The organism is Tenacibaculum sp. AWR4_210 (genome assembly GCF_056160945.1).
In genome coordinates, this window is record NZ_JBSWYF010000005.1 from 395064 (window position 1) to 413929 (window position 18866).

An 18866-nucleotide genomic window follows, 5' to 3' on the forward strand; every position below is an offset into this window, starting at 1 on the left:
AAGAAGGGTGAAGAAAATATTTTTAACGATTATCGTATTCTTGGTTGGCTTACCATTAGCCAGCCAAGAATCGCAGTTTAAGCAAATTGCAGAAACCTTAGAAAAAGGAAACTATATCGAGGTGCTTGGGAAGCTCGATAAAATGCCTGATTCATTTGAGAAGTACAATTACGTGGCTAAGGTGAATGCCTTACTCGATAGAAATCGATTGGCCATTGAGGCATATCAGCAAGCGCTAGCCTTGAGGTATGAACCAAAGGCAACGATGAAACTGGCTGCCTTATTGAAAAAGACGAAACAGTACGACGCCGCGCTGAGGTTGTATGAATCGCTGCATGAAAAAGAAGTAGAGAATATGTTAGTCGCTTATGAACTCGGAAAATTGTACCTGCTAAAGCGCAAGGCAAAGCAAGCGCTTTTGGTGTTTCAGAATCTTCAGAAAAGGGATCCTACAAATGCCAATTACCCGTATTACAAAGGGATCGTATTTGGGTTGTTGGGGAAGAATAATAAGCGTATTGACAGTTTTTTGGAGGCTTTTCAGCGCGACAGTTCGCATGTTAAGGTATTGGAAAAATTAGCTGTGAGTTACACTCTTTTAAACGATAGAGATTCTGCTGCGTTGTTTATGGAAAAGGGACTACGGCGAGCACCCCATCATTTCGAGTTAAACAAGCTACAAGCGAATGCCCGTTATCGCTCTGGGGAATTTGAAAAGGTTGTGGGGCAGCTAAAAAGTCTAGACAGCGTGCGGCCAAATGAACACTACATTAAAAAAATGTTGGGAAGAAGCCTGTTTAAGCTAAAGCGCTATCCAGAAGCAAGGGAGTATTTTATGGTAGCGCGTAATTTGGATAGAGGTGATCATAAAGTGTATACCTATTTAGGAGATATCGCATTTGAAACTAAAAATTACAAGCGAGCTGCACTGTATTACCGAATGGCAACATGGGTAGGGAAAGATAGCAGAGATGCGGAATATTACAGGTTAGCACGAACCTTAAGTGAGCAAAAAAAAGACCTAATGGCTATAAAAATGTATAAAAAAGCCATGGATGAGAACCGTGATAACTACAGAGCCTTGTACCAGCTGGCTACAAAATCGGAGTCGTATTATAAGGATAAAAAAATAGCTTACGAGTATTACAAAATGTATATCGATCGTTTTGAAAGTATCGATTCTCTGTTAACAGATCACGCCAAAAAGCGAGTACTCGTCATAAAAAAACACTACTTTCAAAAGGGAGAAATATTGGAATAGGATAAAATTTCGTACTTTCATCTCAAATAGAATGTCATGAGGTGGCCACAAACCGTCGTTTTCTTTGTTGTTATCGCTTTAAGCTTAGGAGCTTGTGATGGGTTTCCTAGGAAAACTACAGCTAAAATTGAGCCTGTAGTTATCGATACACTTACGGTGGATCAATCTCCAGCATTTGAATCGTGTAAGGATTTGTTGGGAACAAAGCGAGCCCGTTGCTTTGGAGAAACCCTAAAAAATCACATGGAATCGGTGATAAAAAGAGTCGATTTTACAGTGAAACAAGATCTTGATGCCGCTTTAGATATTTATCTGTTAATTCAGGCAACAGGAGTCGTTGAGTTGGATAAGGTGGAGGCTTCTATGGATTTAGCTGACAGTCTTCCGCAGCTCGACAGTATCATTGAAGTGGCAATACGGGAATTACCCGTAGTAATTCCGGCAACTAAACGAGGAATTCCAGTAAAAATTCAATACCGTCAACCCATTTTTATATCTACAAAAATTGAAGAGTAACCCGCTGTAAACAGATCGATTCTACAGCGGCGACTACTACTATTTCGTTACATTTTTTGAGCTTATTCGTTTAAGAGGTAATAAACTAATAAACCAAAATTATGAATAGTTTAATTGTAGAAACTAAAAACCTTGGCTTTTCTTATGGGAAATCAGGGAAGGATATCCAAGGAATGGATCTCCGGGTGCCTCAAGGAAGTATTTATGGTTTCCTGGGACCCAACGGTTCAGGGAAGAGTACAACCATCCGCTTAATTTTAGGGCTGTTGAAGAAACACGAAGGCGAGGTAGCGATGTTCGGAGCTCCTATGGAGTCTAGAACTCGCTTAACGAACTTGTCAAAAGTGGGGGCGCTTATTGAAAACCCGTCCTTGTACGGTCATTTATCAGCGTTAGAAAATCTGAGAATTGCTGCCAAATACAGAGGTAAAATCACCGAAGAACGCATTTTTGAGGTATTGGAAATCGTGAAGTTAGCACACGTCGGTTCCAAAAAGGTAAAAGCGTTTTCTTTAGGAATGAAACAACGGTTAGGATTGGCGATTGCCTTGTTGAGCAATCCAGAGTTATTGATTTTAGATGAGCCAACCAACGGCCTAGATCCTAAAGGGATTATTGAAATGAGAACGCTGATAAAAGAACTCAATACGAAATACGGAACTACCGTTTTTGTGTCGAGTCATTTGTTGAGTGAAATAGAAAAGACCTGCTCTCATGTAGGGATTATTCGAGATGGGAAAATGCTATATCAAGATACCGTAACAGCGCTAAAAAATGCAAAAGGAGATCAGCTCCAAGTTGCCTTAGAGGTCGATAAGTTCATTGATGCCTTAGCTGTGCTAGAAACGCAAGGAGTGAAATTAGTAGAAAATGAAGACGGAATGTTGCTCGTGGAAATCGGTTGTAAAAGTGATATTGCCACATTGATAGATGGTTTTCGAGCAAAAGACGTAGCTGTGTATCAAGTAGTAATTAAGAACAGTTTGGAGGACCTATTTTTAACACTAACCGAAAATTAAAACCATGACAGCAATAACGTATTACTTCGCAAATACCCAAAATGAAATGGCAAAGTTGAGAAGAACCTTTGCCTTTTGGTTAACTTTAATCAGTGCTCTGGTGATTCCACTGCTGTTTTTTATTGTGTATGCAGTAAAACACGCTGAACTTGCCCCAGCGGAAGGAGTAAACCCTTGGACTAAATTTATGGCAAACCAAGTGGAGAATTCCATCCCTTTTTTCGTGCCGATGTTTATCGTGTTAATAACGAGTTTGATTATTCAAGTAGAACACAAAGCTACGGGGTTAAAACAGTTGTTTGTACAGCCCGTTCCTAAATGGAGTGTCTACTTCGGGAAACTTTCTGTGGTGCTAGTAACCATAGTGTTTACTTATGTAGTGTTTTTAACGGCGATTATCGGATTGGGGTACTTGTTGGGAATCTTATTTTCAGAACTACAGTTTGTAAATTATCAACCGCATTACTTGAAATATGTGAAAATGCTATCGTTGTCATTTGTCGCATCTCTAGGAATCGTAGGGATTCAGTTCTGGATGAGTTTTCGATTTAAAAATTTTATTATTCCCATAACTGTCGGAATGTGTTTGGTGATTACAGGGTTGATTGTTTCTCAAGCTCCTGAGTCTATATATTTCCCATATGCATACAATGTGTTATCACTTTCTTTAGGTGATCAGCAACCTTTGTTGTTGGGTTTGTCTAAAGTTACGGTTTTTAGTTGTGCGTGTTTTATACTAACGGCTGGAGTCGGATATTGGGACATCAGTAAACGAAATATAAAATAACCAAGAGTAGAGGAAAGCTGACGAGTGTGATACTTGTCGGTATGGCCATACAAAAGAGTATCCATAGGCGGATTTTTCGTGAATTGGATGCTCTTTTTTTCATACTTCGAGTAAGCTGGTCAAGAGAGAGTTCTTTGATGTCTTCCACAGTCCAAGGAAGTTCGTAGAAATTTTTTGAGTGTATGCCCGCACGATAGCCGTGGAGTGTTTGGATCGGGTAGAGCACTATGCTCACGCCAAATGCCCACAAGCTCAGGAGTCCGATAGGGAACTTTTGCCACAGTCCAGTAGCAATTTCCCATCCTGCTATAAAGGCTTCTCCCTTCCAATCGGTGTTTCGTTGGTATAGCACGTGCGTTAAGTCGTGATAAATGAGCTGTTGTTTTCGAAACGTTGGATTCGGGAGTTTCAGCGGTACATTTCCAATATACAAATTGAAGTGGGTATCGTTTACACCGCCATTTTCAGGGAGTTTATTGCCTTTGTAAAAAGCCTGAAGTAGTTCTTTGATTTTCATAAATAAATATCTTTAGTCAAAGATACTCAGGGGGATTGATGAAGTTCTTGACATTTGTCAAGACTTTGGCTAATACCGAATTCTACTAAAAGTTTCCGCTGTCATACCCAAATACGAAGCGAGGTGCTTTGCGGGTACTCGCCGAAGCAAGTCGGGGTGTTTTTGTGTCAAAATTTGATAGCGTTCACGCGCGGTGTGCAATTGTAAATGGTGTAATCGAGTCGCCAGTTCGATATAAATATTTTGGGTAAAGAGGCGTCCAATACGCTCGTAATGCGGCTTTGAGCTTAACAATTGTTCGAGTGCTTCTGCAGATATTCGAATGAGTTCACTAGGCTCTAAGGTTTCTATACTGTAGGTGCTTTTTTTGTTTTGAAATAAACTGTCAATAGCGGTAAAGCTCTCTTGTTCTTTTGCCAAATGAACCGTGATGTCTTTGCCTTCTTTGAGGTAAAAAACACGAATAAGCCCTGTGTTTACCAAGTAGAGATGATTGCAACGATGCCCTGCTTCGTGAATAGTACTGTTTTTAGGATGTGACTGTACCTGAGCAATATCGTATAGATCACTACTAAAATCAGGGTTTTCTAGGAGAAGTGCTGTGATGCTGGTCATTATACTTCTTGAAGACTGAGTAGTTCTTCCAAATGTTCTCTAGTATTGGAAAGTCTCGGGACTTTGTGCTGTCCTCCAAGTTTTCCTTTCCTCTTAAGCCACTCGTAAAACAGTCCTTCTTTTGCTTCGTGAACTTTGGGCATGGCAAGGGTCATGTTGTTATAGCGTTTTGCCTCGTAATCGGAATTACAATTCTTAAGCGTATTGTCTAGTAGCTCTGTAAAGAATGCTAAATTTTCCGGTGCTTTATCAAATTCGATAATCCACTCATGTGCTCCTTGAGTGTCACTGTTCATAAATACAGGAGCTACTGTATACTCTTTTACAGAAGCATTGGTTTTTTCACAGGCCGTTTTTAAGCTGATCTCGGCATTTTCGATAATGAGTTCTTCTCCAAAAACATTGATGTGATGCTTGGTGCGCCCGGTGATTTTTATGCGGTAGGGGCGTGTTGAGGTAAATTTAACCGTATCTCCAATCAAATATCTCCACAGTCCACCATTGGTAGTAATCACTACAGCGTAGTTTACGTCTTTTTCAACTGCTGACAAAGGAATGGCTTGCGAGTGTTCTCCGCGATAGTTGGCCATTGGGATAAACTCGTAGAAGATACCATAGTCCAACATTAGTAACATTTCGTCACTGTCGTTACGGTCTTGAATGGCAAAAAATCCTTCTGAAGCGTTATAGGTTTCGTAATAGCGAAAATCTTCTTTAGGAATGAGCTTTTTGTATTGTTCTCTGTAGGGATTGAAGTTGACACCTCCGTGAAAGTATACTTCTAAATTGGGCCAAACTTCTAGAATATTGTCTTTTCCAGTTTTTTCTAGTACTCTGTTTAGCAGTACGAGCATCCATGATGGTACGCCAACCAAACTCGTGATGTTTTCGTGAATAGTTTCTTCAATAATAGCCTCCATTTTGGTTTCCCATTCGCTCATTAAAGCAACTTCTTGTTTGGGAGCTGAGCTAAAGTCAGCCCAAAAGGGCATGTTTTCGATAATGATCGCTGACAAATCACCAAAATAGGAATTGTTGTCCTCATATACCGCAGCACTACCGCCAAGTCGAAGTCCTTTCCCTGTAAAGAGCTGTGCGTTTGGATTGTTATTGATGTATAGGCAAAGCATGTCTTTACCTGCCTTCATATGGCAGTTCTCTATCGCAGCTTCACTAACGGGAATAAACTTGCTTTTTGCATTGGTGGTTCCACTCGATTTAGCAAACCATCGGATGGGATGGGGCCAAAATATATTTTGCTCCCCTTTTCTACAACGTTCAATAAGCGGTTCTATACTTTCGTATTTCTGAATGGGAACCCGCTTAGCAAATTCTTCGTAACTTTTAATTTTTGAATACCCATATTGCTTGCCAAGTTCCGTGTTTTTTGCCGATTGAATTAGTTTTAGTAGCAGTTCATTCTGAACGTCAATAGGGTATTTTAAAAACAGTTCGACTTGGTGTTTGCGTTTCTTTAGAAACCAAGAAATGATCGAATTTATAAACGGAAACGCCATATATTTTTTAAGTTTGTGCTTTAAAGTCTATTCAGAACGGCTGTCGAAAAAAAAGCTACTAGGCTTCCAAGAGACAGCGAGTTCTAGTGTGAAATTTCAGCTAAAAGTAATAAAATTTAAGTTATGCAATATCAAGGAGTGTTAAAAAAAATGGCGACTGAAAATTTGGAGTCTGTGCAGTATTATCTCGATATGGGAGCCGACTTTTTAAATGTAAATCAGTTGCTTAACAAAACTGTGAGCTTGAGTTTTGTGGGGTATGAGTGTTTGAGCTGTGGAGAACCGAAAGAAATTTTTAGACAAGGGTTTTGTAAAAGCTGTTTTTTTGAATCAGCAAAGGCAGGAGACTGGATAATGAGACCAGAACTCAGTAAAGCCCATTTGGGGATTGAAGACAGAGATTTGGCCTACGAAAAACAAGCGCAATTACAACCTCATATCGTGTATCTGGCAAATTCTAGCAATGTAAAAGTAGGGGTGACCAGAAAAAGCCAGGTGCCTACACGTTGGATCGACCAAGGTGCCCATGAAGCTATTGAGTTGGTAGAAGTACCGAATAGATATCTAGCCGGAATTACCGAAGTCGCTTTAAAGGCAGAAGTGGCCGATAAGACGAACTGGAGAAAAATGCTTAAAAACGATATAGAAGACGCGGATTTAACAGAGTGGAGAGAAAAATTGAAACACCTGATTCCTGAAGAGGCGCAAGAGTATTACCGTGAGGAAGCCAAAGAAATGCACATCAATTTTCCAGTACATCAATACCCAGAAAAGCCAAAGAGTTTGAATTTGGTGAAAGAAGGAAGTTATCGAGGGAAACTCGTTGGAGTTAAAGGACAATACTGGATTTTTGAAGATCAAACAGTGTTCAATGTCAGGTCTAATGAAGGCTTGGTCGTAGCAATTACCGTATAATAAAAAAACATCGCCAACCGGCGATGTTTTTTTTTATTGTTATAAGGAGCAATTCTTTATGACAAACCAGAAATGATCCCTTGGTTGTCAATGCTCATACCTTCAGAGGCAGGTGTTGCTGGCAAGCCAGGCATACGCATCATTTTTCCGAGTATGGGAATGATGAATTGTGCTCCGGCAGCAATTTCAATTTCGCGAACTGTCACTGTAAAGTTTTCAGGACGTCCAATAAGGCTGTCGTTGTCAGAAAATGATTTCTGTGTTTTGGCCATACAAATAGCGAAGTCATTAAATCCTAAGCGGTCAATTCTTCGCAGGTTAAGCTGTGCTTTTTTACTGTATTCTACCTTGGTAGCACCGTAAATTTCGGTGGCTATTTTTTCGATTTTTTCTTTTACTGGACTGTTCCAGTCATAAATAGGACGGTATTGTGTTGCCTTGTTTTCAACGATGTCAACAACGGCCGCCGCTAAGTTTTTGGTTCCTTGACCACCTTTAGCCCATCCTTCTGATACCACTGCTTGCACGCCTAGTGCAGCACAAGTATCGATGACGTACTGAACTTCTTCTGGTGAATCTGAAATAAATGAATTGATGGCAACTACGGGTTCGATGTTGAATTTTCGAACGTTTTCAATGTGTTTTTCAAGATTCTTAAATCCTGTAGCCACGCGGTCTAAGTCTGGAGTATTATAGGCTTCTTTTGGAGCACCACCGTGATGGCGAAGCGCTCGAATAGTAGCCACCAACACCACGCATTTTGGATTTAACTTTGCGTAGGCCGACTTGATGTTCAAGAATTTTTCAGCACCTAAATCGGCACCGAAACCAGCTTCGGTAACTACGTAATTTGAAAGAGAAAGTCCCATTTTAGTAGCGATGATAGTATTGGTTCCTTGTGCGATGTTTGCGAAAGGGCCTCCATGGATAATCGCAGGGTTTTCTTCGAGTGTCTGAACGAGGTTTGGCTTGATGGCGTCTTTTAGTAAAATAGCCATGGCGTCTTGTGCCTTGAGGTCTCTTGCGAAAACGGGTTTTTTATCAAAAGTAAACCCGATAAAGATATTCCCTAAACGCTCTTTCAGATCGTCAAAACTTGTGGCCATACAAAGTATTGCCATTACCTCAGAAGCCGGAGTAATATTAAAGCCGTCTTCTCTTGGAATTCCGTTGGCAGTTCCCCCTAAACCTATGGTTATTTGACGCAGTGCACGGTCGTTCATATCGATTACGCGTTTCCAAAGGATGGTACGAGGATCGATGTTGAGGTTAGCGGTTTTGCTTTGTAAATTGTTGTCAATAAGAGCTGAAAGTAAGTTGTTGGCTTTCTCTACGGCATTGAAGTCGCCGGTAAAGTGGAGGTTGATATCTTCCATAGGAACTACTTGAGAGTGTCCTCCACCAGCGGCACCTCCTTTGATCCCGAATACAGGGCCGAGTGAAGGCTCGCGTAACACTACAGTGGCTTGCTTACCAATGGCGTTTAAACCTTCGGTAAGTCCAATTGAAACGGTTGTTTTTCCTTCACCTGCGGGTGTTGGGGTAAGTGCGGTAACCAAAACGAGGTTGTTTTGAGCTACTTTGGTCTCGTCAATTAAATCTAGTGGAAGTTTGGCCTTGTACTTTCCGTACATTTCCAACTGATCTTCGTCGATTGATAATTTTTGAGCGATGTGTTTTATATGCTGTAAATCTTTGGCTTGTGCGATTTCGATGTCAGTCAAATGCACGGTTTCTGTTGCTGATGTATCTGCCATTTTTCTTTGTTGTATTAGTAAGTTGTTTGCATACTTAAAAAAGTAGGTAAATATACGGATTAATCATTTTACAGAATCTATAATTCTTTAGCAAGAATTTGCTAAATCCTTGCTAGAAACATAAATATGTCAAAACAATTGGCAAATCTTTTTTGAAATACTATATTTGCACGTTTTAAAAAAAGTCGATTTAAATTATAAAAGATGCAAAACAAAGGTCTTATTAAGGTATTTGCTATTCTTTTTGGTCTAGTAAGTTTATACCAATTATCATTTACCTTTTTTGCTAATGGCGTTGAAACCAAAGCAAAGGAGTATGCGAAAGCAAACGTTAAAGATAACAGTGGTAGAGCTTTAGCAGAGCTAGAAAGAAAGTACTTAGATAGTGTAGCAAATAAAGAAGTTGTAAATTTAGGATTTACTGAGTTCACTTACAATCAAATCAGCAGCCAAGAAATGAACCTTGGACTCGATTTAAAAGGAGGTATCAATGCAATTTTGCAAGTCTCAGTTAAAGACATTTTACTAGGGTTGTCAAACGGTTCTAAAAACGAAGTATTTGTAGAGGCGTTGAAAAAAGCCGACGAGGCGCAAAAAGATAGTCAAGATGACTACCTAGATTTATTCTTCAATCAGTTTGAAAGTTTGAGTAACGGAAACGTTAAATTAAGTGATCCGTCTATATTTGGAACCAAAGCGTTACGTGAAAAAATCGACTTAAACAAAACGGATGCTGAGGTAAAGGATGTATTAAGACAAGAAATCAATACTTCGGTAACGACGGCTTTTGACGTTTTACGTAGTCGTATTGATAAGTTTGGAGTGGTACAACCAAACATCCAGCGTATCGGAACTTCAGGAAGAATTCAAGTAGAATTGCCAGGAGCGAAAGATATTGACCGTGTTAAGAAATTATTAGAAAGTACTGCGGAATTACAGTTTTGGGAAGTATTTACCAATGCTGATGTGATCGGGTACTTGTCACAAGCGAATGTCAAATCTTTGGAGTTGTTAAACAAAAAAGAAGAAGCAGCTAAAGAAACTACCAACGCAGCAGATAGCACCAAGTCTGATAGCAAAATTAACGAGCTTTTAGGAGAAGAGGAAGCAAAAGAAAAAGCAAAGAAAAGCTTGTTCAGCTACCTTAGCGTTAATGGCTCTGCAATAAGTCCACAAATTGGATATGCTAAGGTGTTAGATACTGCTCAAGTAAATAAATTACTCAAGAGTAAAGAATTAAGAGCATTGTTGCCGAGAAATTTACGTTATGTAAAGTTCTTGTGGGATTACAAACCGATCACTCCAAAGGAGAAACCAGGAGAAGAGAAAACGGAAGACGCTGATTTTATTGCTTTGTATGCAATGAAAGGAAACAGAGCCGGAACAGCTCAGATTGAAGGAGATGTTATCGGAGATGCAAATCAAGATTTCCACCCTACAAAAGCAAATCAGCCTGTAGTAAACATGCAAATGAATAGTGCAGGTACGAAGCTTTGGGCAAAAATGACTACTGAGAACTCAGGAAAGTTCGTAGCAGTAGTATTAGATGATTATGTATACACTGCACCTTCTGTAGACGAACCAATTCTTTCAGGAAATACGATGATTTCTGGAGGAAGCATGACGGTAAATGAAGCAAAGGATATCGCTACGGTTTTAAAGGCTGGTAAATTACCTGCACCTGCTCGTATCATCGAAGCACAGGTAGTAGGGCCATCTTTAGGACAAGAGTCAATCAACGCGAGTATGTGGTCGTTTGCCTTGGCAATTGTTTTAGTATTGTTATGGATGATGTTGTACTACGGAAAGGCAGGAGCCTTTGCTAATATCGCATTAGTAGTAAACATCTTGTTAATATTTGGTGCCCTAGCATCGTTTAATGCAGTATTGACATTACCTGGTATTGCCGGGATCATCTTAACCATCGGTATGTCGGTGGATGCAAACGTGATTATCTTCGAACGTATTAAGGAAGGATTAAACTCAGGAAATGATTTAATGACTTCAGTAAATGAAGGATTTAGTATCAAAGGAGCATTATCAGCTATTATCGATGCGAATATTACTACCTTATTAACTGGATTTATCTTATATGCATTTGGTACAGGACCAATCCAAGGATTTGCGTTAACCTTAATCATCGGTATCTTTACCTCGTTGTTTACAGCAGTATTCATTACGCGTTTATTTATTGACGGTGTTGTTGAAAAGGGAGGAAGCTTAACGTTTAACACAGGAGTGTCTAAAAATTGGTTTACCAACATTAGCATGGACTTCTTAAGCAAGCGCAAGGTTGCTTATATAATTTCTGGAGCGTTAATCGCTGTAGGTATAGTATCGATGTTGACCATCGGATTAAAGCAGGGAGTTGACTTCAAAGGAGGACGTTCGTATTTAGTGCGTTTTGAGCAAGACATGAAGGCGAATGAAGTTGGTGAGGCATTAAAATCTGTGTTTGGTTCAGCTCCTGAGGTAAAAACCTACGGATCGGCAAACCAGTTGAAAATTACCACTGTTTTCAAAATTGAAGAGAAAACAAAAGAAGTAGACGAAGAAGTACAAGTAGCGTTATACAAAGGATTAAAGCCTTATTTAGGTACTTTAGATTACGAGAGCTTTAAACCAGGTTTCGAGAGATTAGAAAACCAAGGTGGTATCATGAGTTACATGAAGGTAGATCCTACCATTGCTGATGATATTAAGCGATCTGCTCTTTGGGCAGTATTGGGATCGTTAATCGTAGTATTCTTGTATATCTTATTGCGATTTAGAAAAGTTGCCTTCTCTATCGGTGCAGTAGTAGCGGTATTCCACGATGTATTAGTCGTTTTAGGAGTATTCTCATTATTGTACAAATTTATGCCTTTCGATATGGAAATCGGACAGTCATTTATCGCAGCGATCTTAACAGTAGTTGGATACTCGTTGAATGATACCGTAGTAATCTTTGACCGTATTAGAGAGTATGCTGACAAGAGTGATAGCTTAACAGCAAACCTTGTTGATAGAGCATTGAGCAGTACTTTAGGAAGAACAATCAATACCTCGTTAACTACCTTATTGGTAATGTTAGCTATTTTCTTCTTCGGAGGAGATAGTATCAAAGGATTTATGTTCGCGCTTATCGTAGGGGTAGTAGTAGGTACGTACTCTTCGTTATTCGTAGCAACACCAATCATGTTTGACGTAGCTAAAAAGAACGAGAAAAAATAAAATTAGTATAGACTAATTCAAGGACCGTTTTGAATATCCTTCAAAACGGTTTTTTCATTTAATATCAAGCAACTATCTTTGCAGTCTGATGAAAATTACAAAACTTCACGATTTATATTTTAAAGAGCTTGTTTCGGAAAACGAGCTTGGTTTGTTGGTAAAGCGTTTAGCCAATCAAGTAAAAGCAGATTTAGCACCCGGAGAGGTGCCTTTGTTTATTGGAATCCTGAACGGTTGTTTTGTTTTTGCAGCCGATTTTGTTCGCGAGTTTAAGGGCGATTGTGAAATCTCATTCGTAAAATTGGCCTCGTACGAAGGAACGAATTCAACGGATACTGTAAAGAAATTAATTGGTGTGAATGAAGACTTGACAGGACGTACCGTGGTAATACTTGAAGATATTATCGATACGGGAACCACCTTGCAAGAAATCTATGAAATATTTAAAACCAAAAATTTAAAAGAGCTGAAGATAGCAACGCTTTTCTTTAAGCCTGATGTATACAGAAAAGAACTGCCTATTAATTATATCGGAATGAATATCCCGGATAGTTTTATAGTTGGGTATGGCTTGGATTACAATGGGTACGGTAGAAATTTGCCTGCTATTTATCAGTTAACAACACAACCTAAAATGAAAAATATCGTATTATTCGGCCCTCCAGGTGCCGGTAAAGGAACGCAAGCAGAAATCTTAAAGGAAAAGTATAACTTAGTGCATATTTCAACTGGTGATGTATTCCGTTACAATATGAAAAACAACACGGAGTTAGGAGTACTTGCTAAAACGTATATCGATGCAGGTGATTTAGTTCCGGATGAAGTTACCATCAGCATGCTCAAGCAAGAAGTAGAAAAGAACGCAGGTGTAAACGGATTTATTTTTGACGGTTTTCCTCGTACAGAGTCTCAAGCAAAAGCGTTGGACGAGTTTCTTTCAGAAAAAGGAGAGCGTATCAATGGTATGGTAGCCTTAGAAGTTCCAGAAGATTTATTAGTTGAGCGTATTTTAGAACGTGGTAAAACCAGTGGTCGTACCGATGATACTGATGAAGAAAAAATCAGAAACAGATTTAACGAGTACAATACCAAAACAGCGATATTAAAAGATTTTTACCAAGAACAAGGTAATTACTTTGGAGTAGATGGTGTAGGGTCTATTGAAGACATTACCAACCGTCTATCTGAGATATTTGATAAATTATAATTCTAAAAAGGTACTGAAAGGTACCTTTTAATATAAATGAAACCCAATGACTGAAGGAAATTTTGTCGACTATATTAAAGTGTATGCTTCTTCCGGTAAAGGAGGAAGAGGATCTGCTCACCTGCACAGAGAAAAGTTTGTGGCGAAAGGAGGACCAGATGGTGGTGACGGAGGTAGAGGTGGACACGTAATTGTACGTGGCGACAAGAACCTATGGACACTCTTTCATTTAAAGTTTAAGAGGCATTTTAAAGCCGAGCACGGAGGTGATGGTGGAAGTAGTAGAAGTACAGGACAGGATGGAGCAGATGTGGTGATTCCGGTTCCATTAGGAACTATTTTTCGCGATGCAGATACCGATGAAGTGCTTTTTGAAGTTACTGAAGATGGTGAAGATGTCGTACTCTTAGAAGGTGGTAAAGGTGGCCGTGGAAATTGGCATTTTAAATCGCCAACAAATCAAACACCGAGATATGCGCAACCGGGTATCGAAGGTCAAGAACGCTGGTTCAGAATTGAGCTTAAAATTTTAGCTGACGTTGGATTAGTAGGATTCCCGAATGCGGGTAAATCGACCCTGCTGTCGGTAATTACTGCTGCTAAACCAAAAATCGCAGATTACGCATTTACAACCCTAAAACCTAATTTAGGAATTGTAGAGTATCGCAATCACCAGAGTTTTGTAATGGCTGATATTCCAGGAATCATCGAAGGTGCTTCTGAAGGAAAAGGATTAGGTCATTACTTTTTACGCCATATCGAACGAAATTCAGTACTGCTCTTTTTAGTGGCAGCTGACAGTGATGATATTAATAAAGAGTATCAGATTTTGTTAAATGAGTTGAAAAAACACAATCCAGAATTGCTCGATAAACAACGCGTACTGGCTATATCTAAATCGGATATGTTAGACGATGAGTTAAAGGAAGAAATTCGACAAGAGCTACCTGCTGATGTACCGAGTTTGTTTATTTCTTCAGTCGCGCAACAAGGACTTATGGAACTCAAAGACGAACTTTGGAAAATGTTACAATAAAAAAAATCTGAGTGTTTACTCAGATTTTTTTTTATTCAAGAATTTTTATCTAGTGTTTTACGAATTTCTTTCTAGAAACACCTGATGCCGTTTTAATCGATACCAGGTATATACCTGAGCTTAGGGTCGACACATCTACCGAATTTTGAACAGCCGCTTTAATAAGTAGCTTTCCTGAGATGTCATATACACCTAGTTGTGTGATGTCTTCTTGCAATCCTTGTACAGTAAGTGTATTGGCTACAGGGTTCGGCGTGATTTGGAAGGTTACCGAGTTGACTTCTGAGGTACTCGCAGCAGCACAGCTTTTACTAAAGCTCGAAGCACTGTCGAACTTATAACTGTTTCCTTTCCAAACAGCGGTGCTATAAGCAACATCATCTACCTGAACACAATCTAGTTTACCATTGGCATTGGCTTCTATCTCAACGATTTTTTTATTCTGCCCGTTGGCGAGATTTAAAAAAGTCATTTGGGTAACCGCACAATATACCTTCGTCAGTCCAGGATTTTGGCTTAAATCGAGCCTAGTAAGCTTGTTCCCTCCACAATTGATACTGCTGAGCTGTGGGTTTTTGCTAACATCGATGGAACTGATGTTACCGTTGTTGTAACAAAAGAACAAGCGAAGTGCTGGGTTCTTACTCACATCAATGGCCGATAATTTATTGGAATGACAGTAAATTTTCGACAATTTAGGATTGTTACTTAGGTCTATCGATGTTAAATCGTTAGTACTGGCATCAAAATATACCAAGTTGCTGTTTTTGCTAATATCGATTTGGGTAAGTTTGTTGCCATAACAGTACAAAGTTACCAATGCAGTGTTTTTACTAACATCAATACTCGTCAGCTTATTGCTATAAGCGTAGAGGTATTTTAAAGCGGTGTTTTTATTAAGGTCAAGCTGTGTCAAGTTATTGCTATAGCAGGCCAAACTAACGATGTTTGTAAATGCTTCAATACCGGTTAGGTTACTGATACTTTTGCTAGAAACATCTAAACTACCAGCGAAAGCGGCAGCTTCATTCACAGTAATTTCACCGTCATTATTGGTGTTGATAGAAGTGTTTGCAACAAGAGCTGCTTTAAAGTTTGCATCCGGAATGGACACATTTTGTGCCATACTGCTAATACTGGTTGCCATAAAGACTGAAAGTAATACTTTCTTCATAATAAGGGGAATTTAAGTTTAATATAATTATGGTGTAATGCGTTTTGCAATTACAAAGTTGTTGTTCCAATAAGGTTCATTTAATGAGTTTATACAAACGCCATTTTTTGTGCTGGAATGTATAAATTGTACATCACCATTGTTTGTAGTACTTACAATGCCTACGTGATTGATAGCGTTCCCTAATCTACGGATTGTAAAAAATACCAAATCACCTACCTTAATATCCATCCGTTGCACAAGAGTTCCTGCAGAGCTCATGGCTTTCGATGAACGCGGTAGTTCAATTCCTTCACGTTGAAAACATCGGTATATCAATCCTGAACAATCAAATCCACGAGCGCTAGTACCACCCGCTTTATAAGGAGTGTTCAAATAGCTGTTGGCCAGCTGAACAACCTTCGTAATTCGAGACCTTGGCGGTGATGTATCCGTATCTGAAAGCGCCGTGGGTTTACATAAAAAGTAAATCACGGTGATAAGTAAGGTGATTAAGAGGAGTATTTGTCGTTTCATAAAGGGGAAATTAACGAGTTATAGTACTCTTTTGGCTTTGATAAAAGCCCGGTTCCAATAACGCTCCCGCAGGGAACTTACCAAAACACCTCTCGAACTGGTGGAGTGTATAAAATAGATCGTTCGGTTTTTTACTGAGGTAACGAGGCCTACGTGATTGACCTTTCCGCGTTTGCGTGATGTCTTAAAAAATAACAGGTCCCCACGTTTTACTTTCTGTAAAGGTATGGGCTGCCCTTGTTGATACATAGCACGAGAAGTTCTGGCTAAGTTGACGTTTCTCTTTTTAAAAGAAGTATAGATCAACCCTGAACAATCCATACCGCTTTTTGATGTACCTCCAAGTCGGTAAGGCGTTCCTTTATAACTAACAGCGGTCCAAACGACCTTGTCGGCCAAGCTCGGTTGACTACTGCTAGTGCTCGTTCTCGGTTTTTTGTACGTTTTTTTAGGGGCTACTCGCTTTGTCGATCCACAAGAAACCATGGTGATTAAAGCAAATATCAATAGTAGTTTTTTCATCATAAGCGGTCATTATTAGCGTGGTTTACGATGAGCGACGCCGTGCGTGCTGAAGCTCCTTTACTTCCTAGTTTTTCTTCGAGTTCATAGTAGTCTTCAAACAGCACAGTCCTGCGTTCTTCTGTCAAAATAGAATCCAATTCATGGCGAAGGTTCTTTTCATTGAAATCGTGCTGAATAAGTTCCGTTACTACAGGCTTGTCCATAATTAAATTGACAAGAGAAATGTATTTTAGCGTGATGATGCGCTTGGCTATTTCGTAAGAAATTCTGCTTCCTTTATAACAAACCACTTGTGGTACTTTAAACAGAGCAGCCTCCAAGGTGGCGGTTCCTGAAGCAACTAGCGCAGCATGTGAGATACTTAATAAGTCATACGTTTTATTTGTAACAAACGGAATGTCTTTGCCTTCGATAAAAGGAGCGTAAAAAGCGGCCGTTTGACTGGGAGCCCCAGCCAGCACAAATTGATAGTTAGGATATTGATCTTTAATCGCAACCATCACTGATAGCATTTTGGTGATTTCTTGTTTTCTGCTTCCAGGCAATAGGGCAATAATATCTTTTTCTCCCAATTGGTGCTCCTGTCTAAACAAGGTCTCATTTACTTGTGCTCTACCAGCGATACCATCGATTAATGGATGTCCTACAAAATGTACATCGTAAGCAAACTTTTTGTAAAAGGCTTCTTCGAAAGGTAGAATGACATACATGTGATCTACATCCCTTTTAATATTTTTTACACGACCAGATCTACTAGCCCATACTTGCGGAGATATGTAGTAGTGTGTTGCAATTCCCTGGGTTTTTGCCCATTGAGCAATGCGTAAGTTGAACCCAGAATTATCGATTAGAAGCAAGACATCGGGCTGAAAATCCGCAATATCTTTCTTACACGAACTGATGAATTTGGTGATTTTTCGCAAGTTCATCAACACTTCCACAAAGCCCATAAAAGCGCGCTCCTTATAATGAGTTACTAAGGTTCCTCCAACTTCGGCCATTAAATCACCTCCCCAAAATCGAATATCGGCTTTTGGGTCTTCTTTGTAAAGTGCTTTCATGAGGTTGGCACCGTGTAAATCTCCTGAGGCTTCGCCTACTAGTATGTAATATTTCATAAATGAATAGGTGGCAGGTTTAAACAAACTTCAATACAAAAGTCAAAAGGGCAGTGATGATGGTACTGATCAATACACCTCTGGCTCTGTAATCTTGTTTCTTCTTGAGGAAAATGAAAAACACAAACAAGTTAGGGATGGCAGCTAAGGCTACAACGGTACTTAAAACACCGCCTTCTTTTATTTGTGTCAAGGTTTCGCTCAATGAATTTTCGGAAATATACTGCAGGTATAGGTAAAATCCACAGGCAGTAGCCGCCAGTGAAATTAGCATGCCAAGTGCAATCTCTTTTCTTATATGTCCCATGAGTTCAGCTTTTGAATGGCGTGGTGTGCAGTCATGTCAAACTGTACGGGAACGACTGAGATATATCCGTTTTCTAAGGCCCAAATATCAGTGTCCTGACCTTTGTCTTTATTTATAAATTCACCTGTTAACCAATAATATTCTTTTCCGTATGGACTTTTGCGTTTGTCAAAATTTTCTTTCCAATAGCCATTGGCTTGTCTACAAACACGGATTCCTTGGATGTCTTTTTCTTTGAGTTTTGGAATGTTTACATTGAGAACAACACCTTCTGGTAGTCCGTTGAGTAAGGTGTTCAGTGTAATTTGCTCAATAAATTTTTTGGCAGCTCTAAAATCAGCATGCCAGTCAAAGTCTAACAGAGAAAAACCGATGGCAGGAATCCCCTCAATACCCGCTTCAACAGCAGCACTCATAGTTCCTGAGTAAATGACATTGATGGAAGAGTTAGAACCGTGGTTAATTCCAGATACACAAAGGTCCGGAGTTCTGTTTAAAATTTCATTCTTGGCCATTTTAACACAGTCTGCAGGAGTTCCTGAACAGCTGTATTCTATTTGTGGACCGTCATCTATTGTGATCGGATTACAGTGCAGCACATTGTTGACAGTGATAGCGTGTCCCATACCACTTTGAGGACTGTCAGGAGCAACGACTACAACATCACCAATTTTATTCATAATTTCTATGAGCATTCGAATCCCTGGGGCTGTGATTCCATCGTCATTTGTAACTAATATCAAGGGTCTATCTTGCATGTTCAATTCTGTTTTACACAAATGTACTATAAAAAAAGGATACTTTTTTTAACATTTTGTAAAGATAGAAGTCTCGATATATTCTGTAATCTTGTAGTAATCAAAATG

The 18866-nt window shown here is 39.5% G+C and carries 18 protein-coding genes; 8 read left to right on the top strand and 10 right to left on the bottom strand.

Translation table 11 applies throughout. The features are described from left to right. Positions 1 to 7 precede the first annotated feature (7 nt). From ACXAG7_RS11790 to ACXAG7_RS11805, 4 genes are all read left to right on the top strand, one after another. On the top strand, positions 8 to 1261 hold the full coding sequence (locus ACXAG7_RS11790) for a tetratricopeptide repeat protein (RefSeq protein WP_408045343.1): 1254 nt from the start codon (positions 8 to 10) through the stop codon (positions 1259 to 1261). Between the two features lie 36 nt (positions 1262 to 1297). Further along, a complete protein-coding gene (locus tag ACXAG7_RS11795; protein WP_408045342.1) occupies positions 1298 to 1777 on the top strand; it encodes a hypothetical protein in 480 nt (159 codons plus the stop codon). A 101-nt stretch (positions 1778 to 1878) separates the two neighbouring features. Then, complete coding sequence (locus ACXAG7_RS11800; RefSeq protein ID WP_476666893.1) at positions 1879 to 2796, top strand: ABC transporter ATP-binding protein; 918 nt, start codon at positions 1879 to 1881, stop codon at positions 2794 to 2796. A 4-nt stretch (positions 2797 to 2800) separates the two neighbouring features. Further along, the gene (locus ACXAG7_RS11805) at positions 2801 to 3583 is read left to right on the top strand and encodes an ABC transporter permease (protein ID WP_408045340.1); all 783 of its coding nucleotides are present in this window, start codon (positions 2801 to 2803) and stop codon (positions 3581 to 3583) included. Here ACXAG7_RS11805 and ACXAG7_RS11810 read toward each other — a convergent pair. The 3 genes from ACXAG7_RS11810 to ACXAG7_RS11820 form a co-directional block, all read right to left on the bottom strand. Continuing rightward, positions 3561 to 4100 (bottom strand): hypothetical protein, encoded by a 540-nt coding sequence (locus ACXAG7_RS11810; protein ID WP_408045339.1) that lies wholly within the window; start codon positions 4098 to 4100, stop codon positions 3561 to 3563. The genes ACXAG7_RS11805 and ACXAG7_RS11810 overlap by 23 nt on opposite strands. A gap of 69 nt (positions 4101 to 4169) precedes the next feature. Then, complete coding sequence (locus tag ACXAG7_RS11815; protein WP_476666894.1) at positions 4170 to 4715, bottom strand: Crp/Fnr family transcriptional regulator; 546 nt, start codon at positions 4713 to 4715, stop codon at positions 4170 to 4172. Further along, complete coding sequence (locus tag ACXAG7_RS11820) at positions 4715 to 6232, bottom strand: GH3 auxin-responsive promoter family protein (protein ID WP_476666895.1); 1518 nt, start codon at positions 6230 to 6232, stop codon at positions 4715 to 4717. Before ACXAG7_RS11820 ends, ACXAG7_RS11815 begins: the two co-directional genes overlap by 1 nt. A gap of 123 nt (positions 6233 to 6355) precedes the next feature. On the opposite strand from ACXAG7_RS11820, the gene ACXAG7_RS11825 reads away from it, so the two are divergent. Then, positions 6356 to 7147, top strand: coding sequence for a DUF2797 domain-containing protein (locus ACXAG7_RS11825; RefSeq protein WP_476666896.1), 792 nt, complete (start codon positions 6356 to 6358; stop codon positions 7145 to 7147). A 56-nt stretch (positions 7148 to 7203) separates the two neighbouring features. Here the strand turns inward: ACXAG7_RS11825 and ACXAG7_RS11830 are convergent, their stop codons facing one another. Then, positions 7204 to 8904 carry a formate--tetrahydrofolate ligase gene (locus ACXAG7_RS11830; RefSeq protein WP_408045335.1) on the bottom strand — a complete coding sequence of 567 codons (1701 nt, stop codon included), beginning with the start codon at positions 8902 to 8904 and terminating at the stop codon, positions 7204 to 7206. Between the two features lie 204 nt (positions 8905 to 9108). Between ACXAG7_RS11830 and secDF the strand changes: the two genes are divergently transcribed. The 3 genes from secDF to obgE all read left to right on the top strand — a co-directional run bounded on the left by secDF (position 9109) and on the right by obgE (position 14360). Then, the gene (gene secDF, locus ACXAG7_RS11835; RefSeq protein WP_476666897.1) at positions 9109 to 12117 is read left to right on the top strand and encodes a protein translocase subunit SecDF; all 3009 of its coding nucleotides are present in this window, start codon (positions 9109 to 9111) and stop codon (positions 12115 to 12117) included. 88 nt (positions 12118 to 12205) lie between these two features. Then, positions 12206 to 13324, top strand: a complete 1119-nt coding sequence (locus ACXAG7_RS11840; RefSeq protein ID WP_476666898.1) for an adenylate kinase — start codon at positions 12206 to 12208, stop codon at positions 13322 to 13324. A 46-nt stretch (positions 13325 to 13370) separates the two neighbouring features. Beyond that, the gene (obgE, locus tag ACXAG7_RS11845; protein WP_408045332.1) at positions 13371 to 14360 is read left to right on the top strand and encodes a GTPase ObgE; all 990 of its coding nucleotides are present in this window, start codon (positions 13371 to 13373) and stop codon (positions 14358 to 14360) included. A gap of 49 nt (positions 14361 to 14409) precedes the next feature. Here obgE and ACXAG7_RS11850 read toward each other — a convergent pair whose 3' ends face one another. From ACXAG7_RS11850 to surE, 6 genes are read right to left on the bottom strand one after another with little or no spacing between them, the layout of a single operon-like run. Beyond that, positions 14410 to 15534 (bottom strand): T9SS type A sorting domain-containing protein, encoded by a 1125-nt coding sequence (locus ACXAG7_RS11850; RefSeq protein WP_476666899.1) that lies wholly within the window; start codon positions 15532 to 15534, stop codon positions 14410 to 14412. Between the two features lie 27 nt (positions 15535 to 15561). Beyond that, positions 15562 to 16050 carry a C40 family peptidase gene (locus ACXAG7_RS11855; RefSeq protein WP_476666900.1) on the bottom strand — a complete coding sequence of 163 codons (489 nt, stop codon included), beginning with the start codon at positions 16048 to 16050 and terminating at the stop codon, positions 15562 to 15564. Between the two features lie 18 nt (positions 16051 to 16068). Next, positions 16069 to 16575, bottom strand: a complete 507-nt coding sequence (locus tag ACXAG7_RS11860) for a C40 family peptidase (RefSeq protein WP_408045329.1) — start codon at positions 16573 to 16575, stop codon at positions 16069 to 16071. Beyond that, complete coding sequence (gene lpxB, locus ACXAG7_RS11865) at positions 16572 to 17693, bottom strand: lipid-A-disaccharide synthase (RefSeq protein ID WP_476666901.1); 1122 nt, start codon at positions 17691 to 17693, stop codon at positions 16572 to 16574. The genes ACXAG7_RS11860 and lpxB overlap by 4 nt, the downstream gene beginning before the upstream one ends. 19 nt (positions 17694 to 17712) lie before the next feature. Then, entirely contained in the window at positions 17713 to 18000 is a 288-nt protein-coding gene (locus tag ACXAG7_RS11870) for a hypothetical protein (RefSeq protein ID WP_408045327.1), read from the bottom strand. After that, positions 17988 to 18758, bottom strand: a complete 771-nt coding sequence (gene surE, locus ACXAG7_RS11875) for a 5'/3'-nucleotidase SurE (protein WP_408045326.1) — start codon at positions 18756 to 18758, stop codon at positions 17988 to 17990. The genes ACXAG7_RS11870 and surE overlap by 13 nt, the downstream gene beginning before the upstream one ends. Positions 18759 to 18866: the final 108 nt, after the last annotated feature.

Coding starts and splice junctions, on each gene's coding strand:
- ACXAG7_RS11795 (WP_408045342.1), top strand. CDS start 1,298: ATGAGGTGGCCACAAACCGTCGTTTTCTTTGTTGTTATCGCTTTAAGC.
- ACXAG7_RS11800 (WP_476666893.1), top strand. CDS start 1,879: ATGAATAGTTTAATTGTAGAAACTAAAAACCTTGGCTTTTCTTATGGG.
- ACXAG7_RS11805 (WP_408045340.1), top strand. CDS start 2,801: ATGACAGCAATAACGTATTACTTCGCAAATACCCAAAATGAAATGGCA.
- ACXAG7_RS11810 (WP_408045339.1), bottom strand. CDS start 4,100: ATGAAAATCAAAGAACTACTTCAGGCTTTTTACAAAGGCAATAAACTC.
- ACXAG7_RS11815 (WP_476666894.1), bottom strand. CDS start 4,715: ATGACCAGCATCACAGCACTTCTCCTAGAAAACCCTGATTTTAGTAGT.
- ACXAG7_RS11820 (WP_476666895.1), bottom strand. CDS start 6,232: ATGGCGTTTCCGTTTATAAATTCGATCATTTCTTGGTTTCTAAAGAAA.
- ACXAG7_RS11825 (WP_476666896.1), top strand. CDS start 6,356: ATGCAATATCAAGGAGTGTTAAAAAAAATGGCGACTGAAAATTTGGAG.
- ACXAG7_RS11830 (WP_408045335.1), bottom strand. CDS start 8,904: ATGGCAGATACATCAGCAACAGAAACCGTGCATTTGACTGACATCGAA.
- secDF (WP_476666897.1), top strand. CDS start 9,109: ATGCAAAACAAAGGTCTTATTAAGGTATTTGCTATTCTTTTTGGTCTA.
- ACXAG7_RS11840 (WP_476666898.1), top strand. CDS start 12,206: ATGAAAATTACAAAACTTCACGATTTATATTTTAAAGAGCTTGTTTCG.
- obgE (WP_408045332.1), top strand. CDS start 13,371: ATGACTGAAGGAAATTTTGTCGACTATATTAAAGTGTATGCTTCTTCC.
- ACXAG7_RS11850 (WP_476666899.1), bottom strand. CDS start 15,534: ATGAAGAAAGTATTACTTTCAGTCTTTATGGCAACCAGTATTAGCAGT.
- ACXAG7_RS11855 (WP_476666900.1), bottom strand. CDS start 16,050: ATGAAACGACAAATACTCCTCTTAATCACCTTACTTATCACCGTGATT.
- ACXAG7_RS11860 (WP_408045329.1), bottom strand. CDS start 16,575: ATGATGAAAAAACTACTATTGATATTTGCTTTAATCACCATGGTTTCT.
- lpxB (WP_476666901.1), bottom strand. CDS start 17,693: ATGAAATATTACATACTAGTAGGCGAAGCCTCAGGAGATTTACACGGT.
- ACXAG7_RS11870 (WP_408045327.1), bottom strand. CDS start 18,000: ATGGGACATATAAGAAAAGAGATTGCACTTGGCATGCTAATTTCACTG.
- surE (WP_408045326.1), bottom strand. CDS start 18,758: ATGCAAGATAGACCCTTGATATTAGTTACAAATGACGATGGAATCACA.